The sequence below is a fragment of the Sphingomonas mesophila genome, from assembly GCF_003499275.1.
Classification (GTDB): Bacteria; Pseudomonadota; Alphaproteobacteria; order Sphingomonadales; family Sphingomonadaceae; genus Sphingomicrobium; species Sphingomicrobium mesophilum.
This window is the reverse complement of record NZ_QWDF01000001.1, coordinates 1903005-1918613: the sequence shown is the minus strand read 5'-3', so window position 1 is coordinate 1918613 and position 15609 is coordinate 1903005. Positions and strand designations below refer to the sequence as shown.

The window sequence follows — 15609 nt, the reverse complement described above, 5'->3', positions numbered from 1 at the left end:
CGCCAGCCGATCCGGAGACGACGATTGACCGAACCCGTGCGCCGAATCGTCCTCGCATTCTCAGGCGGGCTCGACACCAGCGTGATCCTGAAATGGCTTCAGCAGACCTACGGCTGTGAGGTCGTCACCTTCACCGCCGACCTCGGTCAGGGCGAGGAACTGGAACCCGCCCGCCGCACCGCCGAGCTGCTAGGCGTTCGCCCCGGGCATATCTTCGTCGATGACCTGCGCGAGGAGTTCGTCGCCGACTTCGTCTTTCCGATGATGCGCATGAACGCGCTGTACGAAGGGCAGTATCTGCTCGGCACGGCGATCGCCCGGCCGCTCGTTGCCAAGCGCCAGGTCGAGATAGCGCAAGCGGTCGGCGCCGATGCGGTGGCCCATGGCGCGACCGGCAAGGGCAACGACCAGGTCCGCTTCGAGCTCGGCTATTATGCACTTGCACCCGACATTCGGGTAATCGCCCCGTGGCGTGAATGGGATCTTGCCAGCCGCGCCGCCCTGATCGCCTTTGCCGAGCGCAACCAGATCCCCGTGCCGAGCGACAAGCGCGGAGAAAGCCCGTTCTCGACCGACGCTAATCTGCTCCACACCTCGAGCGAGGGGAAGGTGCTCGAGGACCCGTGGAGCGAGGTTCCGGACTACGTCTTCTCGCGCACCGATGATCCGGTCACGGCGCCCAACTCGCCCGAGGACATCACCATCGAGTTCAAGCGCGGGGATCCGGTCGCGGTGAATGGCGAATCCTTGTCTCCGGCTGCGTTGCTCGCCAAGCTCAACGCGCTCGGCAAGCGCCACGGCATCGGCCGTCTCGACCTGGTCGAGAATCGCTTTGTCGGCATGAAGAGTCGCGGCATCTACGAGACCCCGGGCGGCACCATCCTTCACGCCGCCCACCGCGCGATCGAGCAGCTGACGCTGGATCGCGGCGCGATGCACCTCAAGGACGAGCTGATGCCGCGTTATGCCGAGCTGGTCTACAATGGCCTGTGGTTCTCGCCCGAGCGCGCCATGCTGCAGGCATTATGCGATCATAGCCAGGCGCGGGTCGAGGGCGAAGTGCGCCTCACGCTCTTCAAGGGCGGCGTCCACGTTACCGGACGCCGCTCGCCGCAGAGCCTGTACAGCGAGCGAATGGTGACGTTCGAGGACGATTACGGTGCCTACGACCAGCGCGACGCCGAGGGCTTCATCAAATTGAACGCACTGCGGCTGCGCCTGCTCGGGCGCCGGGACCGCCGCGACGGAGCCTAGCGCGGGCGGTGGATGGTGAGGTTGGCGACGATTTCGTCGCGCCGGTAGTTGCGCTCGATGGCGCTAGCCACCGCTGGGCTGAAGCGCGGGCTGAAGACAGTTTCGCCGCGGCCCTGGTAGATGATGAACAAGGCGAACTTCCGCTGCTCAATCATCCGCACGAAGGGCCGCTCGTCATAGGCCCCGGTCGCCGCCAGCTCGGTGAAGATCGCGGGCTCCCACAGCACCGGCCGACCGGCGCGCATCACCGCCACCATATCGTCCGAAATGACCGGTCCCGGGGCGGAGCGGATCATCGCCGCCAGCTTCTGCAGCCCCGCTTCGCGCGCGTCAAACCAGCGCTTGGAATAGGGATTATGGTCGATCAGCACCGCCTGAACGCCAATCAGAACCAACGCCAGCTTGCCGAGCAGCGAGGCGTCGCCGGCCGATGACGGCTCGAGGGCGCGTTCAACCGTACAGCGCGCCGCCAGCCCAGCGAAAATCGCCACTGCGCACAGCCACTCGACAAAGTAATTGGCGCTCGAACCAAGCTTGAGCACCAGCAATAGCATCAGGCTGGTCAGCACCAGGTAGAGCAGGAGCATCACAAGCGCCGCGTCGTCGGTTTCCGCATCGCGCCGCTGGGCTGCGAACCGCCGTACCGCCGGCCACGCCGCGGCAACCCCGATCAGCGCCGCGCCGATCAGGAAGATGTGGCTCGATGCGATGATCCAGATCTGCTCAGTCCGCGCCAAATCGAAGCGATTGACGTTGTAGAGAAACACGTGCCGCGCGAAGCCGCCGCCGGTCGTCCAGGTCAGGGCCGCGAGAACGATCGCACCGACCGCGACACACAGCGCGATCCCGGCCCAGGCGGTACGCGGCCGGTGGACCAGCATCACCGCGAACACCGCCGCCGGGGCCGCGACCATGGTCTGCTTGGTGTAGACCGCGGCGACGAACAGCAGCGCGGCGGCGACGATCCAGCGCGGCCGTTCGAGCGCTCGAATGGCGGCGAGAATTCCGATCAGGGCCAGCGCGAAGGCGAGCATGTCTACCCGCATCAGCGGCGCCCAGATCTTGACCGGAAAAGCGATCAGCAGCGCCAGCCCGCCGATCGCGCCGCACAGCGCCGCGACGCGCTTCGCGCCGCCGGCTCGCCGGATCACGCCAGCGACGATCGCCCCGATCGCAACCATCACGGCGAGGGTCGACAGCGCCGATACCAGCCGCCCGGCAGCCAGACCGTCCACGCCCGTGACCGCGATGAGCCCGCTCACGAAATGGAACAACGGCGTGTAGTGGAACACTACGGATGGGAAGCGGTCGATCGGGCCATAGGCGCTGCCGTCGAACAGCTGCGTCGCTTGGTACCAGACGATGCCTTCGCCATAATCGAGCTCGTGCGGGTAGAGGATCGCGCGCACCGCGCTGACGCCAAACGGCATCAGGTGCCATGCCAGCAACGCCGCCACCGCCATGAGCGCGGCCCGCGCGGCAAGCGTCGTCAGGCGGTCTTCGCGTTCCATCGGTTTCAACCGCGCGGGCGGGCGACGAGCAGCATCTGCTTGCCTAACGGCTTCATCGGCGAGGCGAGATAGGCGGCGATCAGCGGCGGCCACACCGGCAGCCGCGATTTCACCGTCAGCGGCAGGAAGCGCGGCCGAACCTCGATCACCTCAAAGCCATTGGCCTCAAGGAAATCGGCCAGGCTGACGTGGCTCCACACCGTGACATGGGTATAGTCGTCGAAATACTCCTGCGCGCAATAACGGTAGTTGGGCTGGAGCGTGGTCAGCGTCCCTCCCGGCGCGAGCTTGGCCTTCAGCTGCGCCAGGGTCGCCGCTAGCTCGTCTTTGGTGAGATGCTCGAACAGATTGCTCGAAAAGGCGTAGTCGACCGCGCCGTCGGCGATCGCCGACAGGTCGCTGACCGGCCCGACTATCGTCTCGACCCCAGGCGCGACATGGGCCGGCATGCCGTCCCACAGGTCGACCGCGATCCGCCGCCGCGCGCGCACCTGGTTGATGAATTCGCCATAGCCGCAGCCGAGGTCGAGCACCGTATCGTCCGGCGCGATCCGCCGCGAAAAGAAATAGCGCCACAGCGCACCCCACACCGTGGCGCGCTTGTCGTCCTTGGTCAGCCGCGATTGGTGATAGCTGCCATCGCTCACGCCGCCGCCTGCCTCTGCCAGCCGAACACCAGCCCGCGGATCATCCGCGTGCCGACCGTCAGGCCGCGCCAATTGTTGATGTTGCCGCCCTTCGACACGCCGACCCGCGGATGGAAGGTGATCGGGCATTCCAGCAGCACTAGGTCGCTGGCCAGCGCGGTGTCGAGCAAATGCGCGTTGAATTCCAAGTTGACCGCCGGATTGAGCCTCGGCAGCAGCCGCAGCAGGGCGTCGCGGCGGCACAATTTGTAAGTCGTCCCGACATCGGTGATCGTGCCCCGCCCGAGGTGCTTGAACTCAAGCAGCTTCCCGACGAACAGATTGCCATAATACATGAAGGTCGACAGCTGCGTCTGGTATTGGCGCAGCGGCTCAACGATCCGCGTTCCGTTGACGATGTCGGCATGCGGCGCATAGGCGATCAATTTCTCGATGTCGTACGCCAAGAAGGTGCAGTCGCCCTCGCTCAGCACGACGAAGTCGGTGTCGGTGAACCGCGCCGCCTCACTCAGGCAGCGGTGGACGCAACGGCCATAGCCGGGCTTCATCTCGTTGAACGTGATCGCCCCCGCCGCACTGGCCCGCGCGAAGGTCGCGTCGCTGCTGTTGTTGCTGACGACGATCACCCGCGCCACCATCGGATGCGCCAGGAAGTCGCGCACTGCCGGGCCGATCGCTTCTTCGTCATTGTAGGCGGTGAGCGCGACCGTCACTCGCGCCTCGCGCACCGGCGTGTAGCGTACCGGCACGTCGGGCTTCTTGCGCGGGTGGAAGATCAGCAGGTCGGTCAGCGCCATCGCGATCCCGGCGACGATCGGAACGCCTGAATACCACACCAGCCATTCGGCGACCGGATCGAGCTCGGCGCGCAGGTCGAGCAGATAGCGCGGGAACACCAGCAGCACGCCGGCGAGGTACATCGCGATGCCGGTGCAGAAGGCGAGCACGCCATAAAGCAGGATCGGCATGCCCGAACCGCCGCCGCCAGTTACAACCTTACCCATCGTCGCGCCCTCTTCGCCTCGAGCGGACACCTAAGCGCAAAAAGGTTAACGAAATCGCCGCAGCGGCGATGCGTGGCGGCTTAAGCGTCACGGTTAACGGGCCATCCGCCAAACCGCCGTTTACAGTCGGCGGCGAACGGCTAAACGCGATAGGCTCACGAAGGGGCGACATGGCGGAGGACGGCAGGCCGGCGGGGCACCGCCCATGGTGGGAGACGCGCGGCTTCGTCGCCGCGATGATTCTGCTCGCCTTCGTGCCCTTGCTTTATCCGCCCGTCCCGCCGCTGGTCGACTTGCTCGGCCATATGGGCCGCTATCGGGTCGAGCTCGACCTCGCGACCTCGCCCGAACTCCAGCGCTATTTTGATTTCCGATGGCAGCCGATTGGCAATCTCGGAGTCGACCTGCTGATCCTGCCGCTGGCCAAATTGTTCGGCCTTGAATTGGCGGTCAAGCTGATCGCGCTCGCCATCCCGCCGCTGACTGTTGCCGGCCTGCTGTGGGTCGCGCGCGAGGTCCACCACCGCTTGCCCCCGACCGCCGCTTTGGCGCTGCCATTCGCCTTCTCGCACCCATTCCTGTTCGGCTTTCTCAATTTCACTTTGTCGATGGCGCTTGCGCTGCTTGCTTTCGGCTTGTGGCTGCGCCTCGCGCGATTGAACCGCGACCGCCTGCGGCTGCTGCTGTTCGTCCCGATCAGCTTCGTGGTCTTCATCTGCCACACCTTCGGCTGGGGCACGCTCGGCCTGCTGTGCTTCTCGGCCGAGGCGGTGCGCCAGCACGATCGCGGGATCGGCTGGTTCAAGGCCGGGCTAAAGGCAGCGCTGCACGCGCTGGCGCTGGCCGGGCCGGCGCTGATTATGCTCGCCTGGCGAAGCGATATTACCGGCGCGCCCACCTTCGGCTGGTTCAATTGGCAGGTGAAGGCGCTGTGGCTGGTGTGGGCGCTGCGCGACCAGTGGCAGTCGATCGACACCGCAATCCTGACCCTGATCGGGATCGCCGTGCTGCTCGCCCTCGCGACCCGAGCCTACACCCTGTCCCGCAACCTAGCTTTCTCGGCGCTGGCGCTGACCCTCGCCTTCGTCCTGTTGCCGTGGACCGTGTTCGGTTCGGCTTATGCCGACATGCGCCTCGCGCCTTACGCAATGGCGGTGTTCGCCCTCGCCATCCGCGAGCGAAAAGTGCCGCCGGAAGGTCTCGCCGGGATGCTCGCTGTGGTGTCGGTCAGCCTGTTCGTCGCCAAGGTTGCGGTTACCACCGCCAGTCTCGCCATCGCCTCCGACCGCCAGCAGCGTCAGCTTAAGGCGCTCGACCATGTCCGCCGCGGCTCAGCGCTGGTCTATCTCGTCGGCCAGGGCTGCAACGCCCCGTGGCCCTTATTCCGGACCTCGCATCTCGGCGCGATGGCGATCGTCCGCCGCCATGCCTTCGCCAACGAGCAATGGGCGATCGAGGGCGCCAATCTGCTGACGGTGCGCTACGACGCCGCTGGCCGCTTCCGCGCCGATCCGTCGCAAATGGTCAGCGATCCCGCGTGCCCGACCCGCCGCTCGCCGACTCCCGACCAGGCGATGCGCGCGATCCCTCGCGACGCGTTCGACTATGTCTGGCTGGTTGACGTCCCGCCGTTCGACCCGGCCTCCCTTGACGGCTATCGCCCGGTGTGGCGCGGGGAGGGCAGCGCGCTCTATGCAAGGGCACCCGCCCGCGCCAAGGAGGCGCCATGACCGCGCTGTCGATCGTCGTCCCCTGCTTCAACGAGCAGGAATGCCTTGCCGTCCTCCACCAGCGCCTGTCCGCCGCCGCGCGTTCCGCCGCGGGCGAGGATTACGAACTAGTGCTGGTCAATGATGGCTCGACCGACCGCAGCTGGCCCATCATGGCCGATCTCGCCGCGGCCGACCCGCGCCTCGTCGCCGTCGATTTATCGCGCAATCACGGACATCAGTTGGCGCTGACCGCCGGGCTGGACCTTGCCCGCGGCAATCGCATCCTGATCATCGACGCCGACCTTCAGGATCCGCCCGAGCTGCTCTCCGACATGCTCGCAGCAATGGACCGCGATGGCGCGGACGTGATCTATGGCGTGCGCACCGCCCGGCCCGGCGAAACCCGCTTTAAGCGCGCCACCGCGGCCGCCTTCTACCGGCTGCTGGCGCGCGCGACCGAGGTCGACATTCCGGTCGACGCCGGCGATTTCCGGCTGATGAGCCGGCGCGCGCTCGATGCGCTGCTGGCGATGCCCGAACAATCGCGCTTCATCCGCGGCATGGTGGCGTGGATCGGCTTCAAGCAGGTGCCGTTCGCCTACCAGCGCGACGAACGTTACGCCGGCGTGACCAAATATCCGCTGCGGAAAATGATCCGCTTCGCGCTCGACGCGCTGACCGGCTTTTCGTCTGCGCCGCTCAAGCTTGCCAGCCATGCCGGCCTGTGGCTCGCGCTCGGCTCGCTGGTGCTGATCGCCTACATCGGTTGGTCGTGGGCGACGGGCGAGACGATCCAGGGCTGGACCTCGCTGATGCTGGTCGTGGTGGTTCTCGGCGCGGTGCAGATGTTCGTGCTCGGCCTGCTCGGCGAATATATCGGGCGGCTCTACAGCCAAGCCAAGCAGCGGCCGCTGTACATCGTCCAAGACATCGTCGGGCGGCGCGTCGAGGGCGCGGCACAGCGGCCGCCGCTCGGCCTTATCGCCTCAGCGGAAGGTCCAGTGGCGGTGAAGCCAGAAGGTCATCAATGGAGTCAGAATGACGTTGGGCGGGATCGGCCACCAGTTGGGCCCACCGAGCCACTCGACGAGTAGCCACACCCAGAAGCTGTTGAGCGCATAACCAATCAAATTGACCGCGATGAAGCGGGTCGACATCGCGGCATGGTTCTCGCGCGCTCCGTGCCCGGCGAAGCTGACCCAGCCGTGCGCAAAATAGCCGACCGTCACCCCGACGACCCAGGCGATGGCAATCGCGACAAGCGGGGTGGTCGTACGCGTCTCGGCAAGCACGAAATAGATCGCCTGGCCGAGCAGGGTGATCGCCACTCCAACGATCCCGTAGCGGGCGAGCTGGACCAGCGCCGCACGCGCTTCCGGGTCGGCGGAGATCCGCTCGATGTGCTTTCTTACCACTGGCTCACCGCCGGGCCGCCGCCTCCAGCCTGGCCTTGGCCATGGCGATCGGCTTGACCAGGGCGGTGGGGATCAACCGCACCGCGGCTCGTCTAAGCGCCCACTTGAGGTCGCCGCCAATCTCAAGCGGCCGGTCGTCCGCAACTCGGCTCGCCAGGATCCGCTGTGACAGCCGCTTTTCGCCTGCCGAATTGGCGTAGAGGAAGGTGTTGAACCTATACCACGGCATCACCTCGTCGCGGCCGGCCAGCGCTGGTCGAACGAAGTCGAACACGCCATATCCGCGCGCCTTTAGCTTGGCCCGCCAATATTCCGGCGGCTGCTCGTTGACGTGATGCTCTCCACCCTGGTGCGGGACCGCGGCCGAGAACAGGATCACGTCGCCGTGGCGCACTAGGTTGTCGACGAATAGATCGGCCTTGGCCGCCGGCAAATGCTCGGCAACCTCGAGCGTCTGGACCAGGTCGAACTTGCGCTGCAGGTCGAGCGCGGTGGTGAGGTCGTGCGCCCGGAAGCGCTCCGCCGGAACGGCGAGCTGGTCGGCGCGGACATAGTCGCCGTCGACCGCGACCACGTCGGCGACACCGGCCTTCAGCCATTCCGCCGCCCACGCGCCGTGACCAGCACCGACATCGAGCAGGCTTTCAATCCGCATCTCGGGCAGAAGCAGCGCCGCTACCGCCCGCGCTGAGCGCCGCGATCCGGCGTCGATATAGGTGTAGAAGTCCTCGTTGTACGCGTGGTCGCTCATCGCTTTGCCTTGCCCTTCGCCTAATCGCCGCTAGAGCGCGAAACCCGGGGCAGTGCAAGGAATGGCAGCGTGGAAGAGCGGGTCAAGGCGTTCGTCGACAGGCATTGGCTGCCGCTGCTCTTCGCCGCCTACGCTCTGTTCTTCGCCTATCTGATCTGGTCGCGCTGGGCCAACATCCAGAATTTCGCGCTCAGCGACACCGACGACAATATGCGCATCGCCCAGGTGCGCGCCTGGCTCAACAATGGCCAGGATTGGTTCGACCTGAGGCAATATCGGCTTAACGCCCCCGACGGCGCCAACATGCACTGGAGCCGGTTGGTCGACCTGCCGCTGGCCGGTCTGATCCTCCTCGGCCGGCTGTTCCTCGGCGGCCCGCAGGCCGAGATGTTCGCCGTGGCGGTCGCTCCGATCCTGCCGCTGGCAGTACTGATGATCGCGCTGGCGCTGACCATCCGCCGCTTGGTCCATCCGTCGGCTTGGCCGCTGATGGTGGTCTGCCTGTTCTTCGCCGGCTCGTGCGTCGCGCAATTCGTGCCCACCCGGATCGACCATCACGGCTGGCAACTCGCCTTCCTCGCGATTGCCGTCGCCGGCCTCGCCGACCCGCGGCGCGCGCGCGGCGGAGTAACCGTCGGCCTGGCGTCCGCGCTGTCGCTGGCGATCGGGCTCGAGCTCATGATCTACCTCGCGCTGGCCGGTGTCGCGCAGGTGCTGATGTGGGTCGCCGACGCGGGTCAGCGCCGCCGTCTCGGGGCCTATGCCGCCAGCCTGTCGGGCGGCACCGCGCTCGCCTTCCTCCTCTTCGCTTCGAACGACAATCGCCTCGCGGTGTGCGACGCCCTGTCACCGGTCTGGCTCAGCGACGCGCTGGTCGGCGGCGCGCTGATGCTGGCCCTCGCCTGGTGGTCGCCTGCCAGCTGGAAGACGCGACTGGTCGTAGCGGTGGCGGCGGGCGCGATCATCGCCGGCTTTCACGCTTTGGTCTGGCCGCATTGCCTGTCGCGGCTCGAAGGCGTCAGCGACGAGGTCTATCAGTTGTGGCTCAGCCATGTGCGCGAGGCGCGGCCGTTCTACCGCCACCCGTGGAAGACCGCCGCGACGATCATCGCGCTCCCCGCCACCGGGCTGATCGGCTGGGCGGTCCTCGCCTGGTTTCGCCGCCGCGACCCGCGCCTGCCGCAAGTGCTCGCCGCCGGCGCCATTGCGCTCACCGCCACCGCCCTCTTGTTCTGGCAGTCGCGGACCGGCCCGGCGGCGCAGATGATGGCCATTCCCGGCGCGGTCGCGCTCGCCGTGCTGGTCGGGCCCAGGCTCTACAATTCGCGCCACATGCTGGTGCGCACGCTCGGCACGACCCTGCTCGTGCTGCTGGCGCTCGGCGGACTGGTCCCGCTGCTGCTTGACCAATTCGCCCCCAATCCGCCGCGCACCGAGCGCCAGTTGGCGGTCGCCCGCGCCAATGCCAGCTGCCCGACGCTCGCCGCGATGCGCCCGATCGCCAAGCTCCCGCCGGCGACCATGTTCACCTTCGGCGACCTCGCCCCGCGGCTGATCGCGATCACCCCGCACCGCGCGATCATCGGCCCCTATCACCGCAACGGTCCGCAGATCGTCGACGCGATGAAGTTCTTCCGCGGCACCCCCGACGAAGCCCGCGTGTTGGCCGACAAATACCGCGCCGACTACGTCCTCATCTGCCCGATGATGAGCCAGGCCACGGTCTACATGGCCGAGGCCCCGCGCGGCTTTTATGTCCAGCTCGCGTCCGGCCGTATCCCGGCCTGGCTCGATCCGGTGCCGCTGCCCGAAGGCTCGCCGCTCAAGCTGTGGCGCGTGAAGCGCCCCTAGCTCCCAGCCAGCCCCGGCAGGCTCCGCCCTAGTCCGTCGAGCACGAACTGGGTCGCCAGCGCGGCCAGGATCACGCCCAAAATCCGCGTGATCATCGCTTCGACCTTGGCCCCGACGAACCGCATCAGCGGCCCCGCCGCGAGCAGCGCAACCAGCGTCAGCACGATCACCAAGGTCATCGCGCCCAGCACCACCAGCGATTCCTGCATTCCCTCGGCCCGCGCATTCAAGAGCATCACCGAAGCGATCGAGCCCGGTCCGGCGATCATCGGGATCGCCATCGGGAAGATGCTGACGTCCTCGGCCTCGGGCGTCCCCTTGATCTCCTCGGCCCGCTCCTCGCGCCGTTCGGTGCGCCGCTCGAACACCATGTCGAGCGCGATCATGAACAGCATGATCCCGCCCGCCAGCCGAAACGCCGACAGCGACACACCGAGGTGGGTCAGCAGCGCCTCGCCGAACAAGGCGAAGAACATCAGGATGCACCAGGCGACGACGCAGCTCCTGACCGCCATCCGCCGCCGCTCGGCCGCGCTTGCACCGCCGGTCAGCGAGGCGAAAATTGGCGCGCAGCCCGGCGGGTCGACGATCACCGCGAGCGTGATGAAGGCGCTGGTGAACAGCTCGATCATGGCGCCGCCGCAACCTTGTCGTCGATCACCGGCTGCCACACCTTGCCGTCCCACAATTGCGCGACAAAGCGGCGCGCTCCGGTGGAATCCACCACCCAGCTCCACACCAGCGTGCGGTCGAGACTGGTGCCGCTGCCGCTCTTGACGGGCTTGCGGAAGCTCGCTGGCGCCGCCGGCACAGCTGGGGCGGGCGGCCGTTTGCCGCAGGCCGCGATCACCGGCTTGATGTCGCCGCCCTCGTCGCGCGCGAATTTCAGCTCGTCGCCGGCGTCATAGGTCCATTTCCACGACCCGTCCGGCTGACGCACCCACACTGTGGTGAAATAACCGACCGACTTGCCGAAGCCGCGCACCCACGGCCCGGTGTTGATCGCGACCCGCCCGTCGCACGACACATAGCTCCGCCCCGGCCACCACCACACTGCGTGCTCGGGGTCCTTGAGCTTGCCGACGAAGTCGTGCGCCCGCACCGGCTGCGGCGTGAACATCAGCGCGTCGGGCGTCGACCATTTCCTGAACGCGGTCCACTGGCCGATCTTCTGGGCATCGGCGGCGAACGCGCGCTCGGCGTCGATCGCCGACATCGGCGCGGGTTTCGGCGGCGGCGCGGCCGGCGCGGCGGCGACGACGAGCAAGGCGATGATCACAGGCGCGGTTCCTCCAGCCCCTCGCGGCGGTGCGCGGCGACGAGCGTGTTCCTGAGTAGCATGGCGATGGTCATCGGCCCCACCCCGCCCGGAACCGGCGTGATCGCGGCGGCCACTTCGGCCACCTCGTCAAAAGCGACGTCGCCGACCAGTCGGCCCTTGCCGTCCCCTCCGGCGATGCGGTTGATGCCCACATCGATCACCACCGCGCCCGGCTTCACCCACGCGCCCCGCACCATCTCCGCCCGGCCGACCGCGGCGACCAATATGTCCGCCCGCCGGCACAGCTCCGGCAGGTCGCGGGTCCGGCTGTGGGCGATCGTCACGGTGCAGCTTTCGGCCAGCAGCAGCAGCGCCATCGGCTTGCCGACGATGTTGGAACGCCCGATCACCACCGCATCCTTGCCGGTGAGGTCACCCAGCTCCGCCTTCAGCAGGTGCAGGCACCCCAGCGGCGTGCACGGCACCAGCGCCTCACCGCCGACCGCCAGCCTGCCGGCATTCTCGACATGGAAGCCGTCGACATCCTTGGCCGGGTCGATCGCCGCAATGACCCGTTGCTCATCGATCTGCCCGGGCAGCGGCAGCTGGACCAGGATCCCGTCGATGCCCGGATCGCGGTTCAATTCGCCGATCAGCGCCAGCAGTTCAGCCTCGCTGACGCTATCGGCCAGCCGATGCTCGACCGAGCGCATCCCGGCCGCCCCGGTCGCCTTGCCCTTGGACCGCACATAGACGCTGCTCGCCGGGTCCTCGCCGACCAGCACGACCGCCAGCCCGGGCGGCCGGCCGACCGTCTCGCGGAAGGCGGCGACCCCGTCGGCGATCCGCGCCCGAAGCGCCTCGGCGATCCCCTTGCCGTCGATCCGCCGCGCGCTCATGCGCTCACACCGGGGCGACGACGCTGGTCAGGATGATGCGCAGCACGCCGATCGTGACCAACAGCAGGAACGGCGACCAATCGATCCCGCCGGTCGCCGGAAGCACCTTGCGGAACGGCCGGTAGAGCGGCTCGAGCAGGCGGTCGAGTCCGTCCATGATCCCGCGCAGCCCGCTGTTCGAATGGTTGAGCACGTTGAACGCGAACAACAGGCTGAGGATCGCCGAGGCGATCACCAGCCAGCCGAGCACGTTGAGGAGAAACAGCAGGATCGCGATGAAGGTCGTCATGAAGCGGTCCTAGCGGGCGCCGCGCGTGGCATCAATCACGGCGCGAACCGCTCGCGCTGGGCCTCGGCCAGGATCACCGCAAAGTCGCCATTGTCCGCGACCCACTCCTTGAGCGGGGTCCACCCGCCCGCGAGCAGCAGCAGCCGCCCGCCGCGCGGCCCGTATTTATGGCTGTTCTCGCTGTGGATCGATTGCCCCGCGGCGAACTGGAACGGCCGCCCTGAGACCGAAAACGCCACGTCGCGCGCCGCCACCAGATGCATCTCGATCCGCGCCAGCATGTCGTTCCACCGCGCCTCGTGGCGGAACGCGTCGACCGGAACGTCGCCGTCCAGTTCGCGGTTGATCCGGTGCAGCAGGTTCAGGTTGAATTCGGCCGTCACCCCCTCCGGATCGTCATAGGCCGCGAGCAATCGCTCGACCGGCTTCAACCGGTCCATCCCGATCAACAGCAGCGCCCCGGTGCCGAGAATGGTCCGGAAATGGCGCAGCAAATCGGTCGCGCTGCGCGGAATGAAATTGCCGATCGTCGATCCAGGGAAGAAGCCGAGCCGCGCCAGCCCGTCGATTTCGCTCGGAAGCACCACCTCGCGCGTGAAGTCGGCGACCACCGGATAGACCGCGACCCGCTCATGGTCGGCGTCGACCTCCGCCGCGCTGTCCTTGAGATACTCGCCGCTGATGTCGATCGGAACGAACGCGCGCGGCCGGACTGCCGCGAGCAGGAGCGGGGTCTTGGTCTGCGATCCCGCGCCGAACTCGATCACGGCGCCGCCGCGCCCGCAAAGCTCAGCGACCTCCGGAACGATCCGCTCGAGCAAAGCGGTCTCGGTGCGCGTCGGATAATAGGACGGCAGGCGCGTGATGGCGTCGAACAACTCGCTTCCGCGCCGGTCGTAGAGCCAGCGCGCGGGGATCGCCGGAACCGGCTCGGCAAGGCCCTTCAGCACGTCGGCGCGAAACGCGGGATCGACCTCCTCAGATATCGCGCGCAAGCCGCACCCCCGTGAACTGCCAGCGCGCGCCCGCCGGGAAGAAGTTGCGATAGCTCACCCGGCTGTGGCCGCGCGGCGTGGCGCAGCTTGCGCCTTTCAGCACGAACTGCCCGCACATGAACTTGCCATTATACTCGCCGACCGTGCCCTCGGCGGGCACGAAACCGGGGTAGGGCAGGAACGCCGATCCGGTCCACTGCCACACCTCGCCGAACGGGCCTCCGCCCGATTTCGGCAACACCGCGCATGCCTCGTCCAGTTGATTCCCGATTGTCGGGTCGGCCGTGGCAAAGCAGCTTTCCCATTCGGCCTCGGTCGGAAGCCGCGCCCCGGCCCAACGCGCAAAGGCGTCAGCCTCGTAGAAGCTAACGTGCGCCACCGGCGCGGCGGGGTCGATGTCGCGCCGCCCCGCGAGCGTAAACGCCGACTGCCCGTCCTCGGCCCAGTACAGCGGCCGCTCGATGCCATTAGCCCGGCGCCAGTCCCAACCCTCGCTCAGCCACAGCCGCGGTTCGTCGTAGCCCCCCTCGGCCATGAACTCGCGCCACTCGCCGTTACTCACGCAGCGCCCAGCAATGGCGTGAGGATGGAGCAGCACCCGGTGCCGCGGAGTCTCGCAATCATAAGCGAATGTCTCCCCGGTCGCGCCAATCTCGACGATCCCGTCGAGCCCGGGCAGCCATCCACCCCCGTCATTGCGAGCCGCGAAGCGGCGCGGCAATCCAGCGGCGGAAGGCTGGATTGCTTCGCTGCGCTCGCAATGACGAAGCGGACCATAAGCTGGCTCCAATGGATTCTCGGCAAAGGTCGCGAGAATGTCGGTCAGGAACAATTCCTGGTGCTGCTGCTCGTGCTGGATGCCAAGCTCGACCAGCGCCCGCGCTCGATCCGGCAGTCCCGGCAGCGCCTCCTGCAGCGCGCTATCCACCGTCGCCCGCCATGCCCGCACCTCGTCCAGGCTCGGCCGGCTGATCATCCCGCGCCGCGCCCGCTCGTGGCGCTCGCCCTCGCCCTCGTAATAGCTGTTAAACAGATACGCCCACCGCTCGTCGTAAGCTTGGTAGCCGGGCGAATGGTCACGCAGCACGAAGGTCTCGAAGAACCAGGTCGAATGCGCCAGATGCCATTTCGCCGGGCTCGCATCGGGGTGCGGCTGGATCGTCGCGTCGGCGTCGCTCAGCGGCTCGGCCAGCGCCAGCGTCAGCGCGCGGGTCGCTGCCAGCCGGGTCGGCAGGTCGTCCGCTAGCTGGTCCTGGTGGCGCCGGGTTGCCACAGCACGTCGCCTCCCTCCTGAGCCGCCGTCCAACGCGCCGCGACGAACAAATGGTCCGACAGCCGATTGAGGTAGGCCAGCGCCTGGGCATTCACGGTGTCGATCGCCGCCAGCGCCACCGCCGCCCGCTCGGCGCGCCGGACGATCCCGCGCGCCAAATGCAATTGCGCCGCCGCCATCGACCCGCCGGGCAGGATGAAACTGGTCAGCGGATTCAGCTCGGCGTTGAGCACGTCGATCCGTTTCTCGAGCCGCTCGACCTGGTCGGCGACGATCCGCAACGCGCCTTCGACCTCGCCCGGCGTCGCAAGGTCGGCGCCGAGATCGAACAGCTCGTTCTGGACCAGCCGAAGGTCCGCCGCCAGCGGGCCGGGCTCGAGCGCGGCGATCGCCACGCCGAGCGCCGAATTGGCCTCGTCGACCTCGCCGATCGCTGCCATCCGCGCGCTCGCCTTGCTGACCCGGCTCCCGTCGACCAGCCCGGCCGATCCGTCGTCGCCGGTGCGCGTGTAAATCTTGTTGAGCTTGACCAGCTTACGCGCGCCCGCCGGCGAGCAGCAGGATCAGCACCACCAGCATGATCGCCACGCCCTGATACAGCACCCGTTTGCGCATATACATCTGCTGTTGCTGGCCGGAGATATCCTTGCCCGAGGCCATCGCCATGACCCCGCGTACCAGCACATAGGCGGTCGCGCCCATGGCGACCAGGAGGGCGATGATGAGCAGCGCGTTCATGGGTTGGAT

The 15609-nt window shown here is 67.5% G+C and carries 17 protein-coding genes; 4 read left to right on the top strand and 13 right to left on the bottom strand.

Features of this window, described 5'->3' with window-relative positions; translation table 11 throughout:
* Window positions 1-24 precede the first annotated feature (24 nt).
* Window positions 25-1254 (top strand): argininosuccinate synthase, encoded by a 1230-nt coding sequence (locus D0Z60_RS09585; protein WP_118858025.1) that lies wholly within the window; start codon window positions 25-27, stop codon window positions 1252-1254.
* Here D0Z60_RS09585 and D0Z60_RS09580 read toward each other — a convergent pair.
* The 3 genes from D0Z60_RS09580 to D0Z60_RS09570 are packed head-to-tail and all read right to left on the bottom strand — an operon-like array spanning window position 1251 to window position 4416.
* Entirely contained in the window at window positions 1251-2765 is a 1515-nt protein-coding gene (locus D0Z60_RS09580; protein ID WP_118858024.1) for a hypothetical protein, read from the bottom strand. The two genes, D0Z60_RS09585 and D0Z60_RS09580, sit on opposite strands and share 4 nt — an antisense overlap.
* A gap of 5 nt (window positions 2766-2770) precedes the next feature.
* The gene (locus D0Z60_RS09575) at window positions 2771-3412 is read right to left on the bottom strand and encodes a class I SAM-dependent methyltransferase (RefSeq protein ID WP_118858023.1); all 642 of its coding nucleotides are present in this window, start codon (window positions 3410-3412) and stop codon (window positions 2771-2773) included.
* Window positions 3409-4416 (bottom strand): glycosyltransferase, encoded by a 1008-nt coding sequence (locus tag D0Z60_RS09570; RefSeq protein ID WP_118858022.1) that lies wholly within the window; start codon window positions 4414-4416, stop codon window positions 3409-3411. The genes D0Z60_RS09575 and D0Z60_RS09570 overlap by 4 nt, the downstream gene beginning before the upstream one ends.
* Before the next feature lie 170 nt (window positions 4417-4586).
* Here D0Z60_RS09570 and D0Z60_RS09565 point away from each other — a divergent pair, with 170 nt between their 5' ends.
* Both D0Z60_RS09565 and D0Z60_RS09560 read left to right on the top strand, forming a co-directional pair.
* On the top strand, window positions 4587-6146 hold the full coding sequence (locus D0Z60_RS09565; protein WP_118858021.1) for a hypothetical protein: 1560 nt from the start codon (window positions 4587-4589) through the stop codon (window positions 6144-6146).
* Window positions 6143-7222, top strand: a complete 1080-nt coding sequence (locus tag D0Z60_RS09560) for a glycosyltransferase family 2 protein (RefSeq protein WP_118858020.1) — start codon at window positions 6143-6145, stop codon at window positions 7220-7222. The genes D0Z60_RS09565 and D0Z60_RS09560 overlap by 4 nt, the downstream gene beginning before the upstream one ends.
* Here D0Z60_RS09560 and D0Z60_RS09555 read toward each other — a convergent pair.
* Window positions 7115-7543, bottom strand: coding sequence for a GtrA family protein (locus tag D0Z60_RS09555; RefSeq protein ID WP_118858019.1), 429 nt, complete (start codon window positions 7541-7543; stop codon window positions 7115-7117). The genes D0Z60_RS09560 and D0Z60_RS09555 overlap by 108 nt on opposite strands.
* A gap of 4 nt (window positions 7544-7547) precedes the next feature.
* Window positions 7548-8294 carry a class I SAM-dependent methyltransferase gene (locus tag D0Z60_RS09550; protein WP_118858018.1) on the bottom strand — a complete coding sequence of 249 codons (747 nt, stop codon included), beginning with the start codon at window positions 8292-8294 and terminating at the stop codon, window positions 7548-7550.
* Window positions 8295-8363: 69 nt separating this feature from the next.
* Between D0Z60_RS09550 and D0Z60_RS09545 the strand changes: the two genes are divergently transcribed.
* A complete protein-coding gene (locus D0Z60_RS09545) occupies window positions 8364-10145 on the top strand; it encodes an AcrB/AcrD/AcrF family protein (RefSeq protein WP_118858017.1) in 1782 nt (593 codons plus the stop codon).
* On the opposite strand, the gene D0Z60_RS09540 is transcribed toward D0Z60_RS09545, so the two are convergent.
* The 8 genes from D0Z60_RS09540 to D0Z60_RS09505 are packed head-to-tail and all read right to left on the bottom strand — an operon-like array spanning window position 10142 to window position 15600.
* Window positions 10142-10777: a MarC family protein gene (locus D0Z60_RS09540; RefSeq protein ID WP_118858016.1), complete on the bottom strand. Its 636-nt coding sequence runs from the start codon at window positions 10775-10777 to the stop codon at window positions 10142-10144. The genes D0Z60_RS09545 and D0Z60_RS09540 overlap by 4 nt on opposite strands.
* Window positions 10774-11424, bottom strand: a complete 651-nt coding sequence (locus tag D0Z60_RS09535; RefSeq protein WP_240325602.1) for a hypothetical protein — start codon at window positions 11422-11424, stop codon at window positions 10774-10776. Before D0Z60_RS09535 ends, D0Z60_RS09540 begins: the two co-directional genes overlap by 4 nt.
* The gene (gene folD, locus D0Z60_RS09530; RefSeq protein ID WP_118858015.1) at window positions 11421-12305 is read right to left on the bottom strand and encodes a bifunctional methylenetetrahydrofolate dehydrogenase/methenyltetrahydrofolate cyclohydrolase FolD; all 885 of its coding nucleotides are present in this window, start codon (window positions 12303-12305) and stop codon (window positions 11421-11423) included. The genes D0Z60_RS09535 and folD overlap by 4 nt, the downstream gene beginning before the upstream one ends.
* A gap of 4 nt (window positions 12306-12309) precedes the next feature.
* Window positions 12310-12594, bottom strand: coding sequence for a YggT family protein (locus D0Z60_RS09525; RefSeq protein ID WP_118858014.1), 285 nt, complete (start codon window positions 12592-12594; stop codon window positions 12310-12312).
* A 35-nt stretch (window positions 12595-12629) separates the two neighbouring features.
* Window positions 12630-13589 (bottom strand): L-histidine N(alpha)-methyltransferase, encoded by a 960-nt coding sequence (egtD, locus tag D0Z60_RS09520; protein ID WP_118858013.1) that lies wholly within the window; start codon window positions 13587-13589, stop codon window positions 12630-12632.
* Window positions 13573-14862 (bottom strand): ergothioneine biosynthesis protein EgtB, encoded by a 1290-nt coding sequence (gene egtB / locus D0Z60_RS09515; protein WP_205421052.1) that lies wholly within the window; start codon window positions 14860-14862, stop codon window positions 13573-13575. Before egtB ends, egtD begins: the two co-directional genes overlap by 17 nt.
* A complete protein-coding gene (locus D0Z60_RS09510; RefSeq protein ID WP_118858012.1) occupies window positions 14832-15395 on the bottom strand; it encodes a cob(I)yrinic acid a,c-diamide adenosyltransferase in 564 nt (187 codons plus the stop codon). Before D0Z60_RS09510 ends, egtB begins: the two co-directional genes overlap by 31 nt.
* 1 nt (window position 15396) lies before the next feature.
* On the bottom strand, window positions 15397-15600 hold the full coding sequence (locus D0Z60_RS09505; protein WP_118858011.1) for an HIG1 domain-containing protein: 204 nt from the start codon (window positions 15598-15600) through the stop codon (window positions 15397-15399).
* Window positions 15601-15609 lie beyond the last annotated feature (9 nt).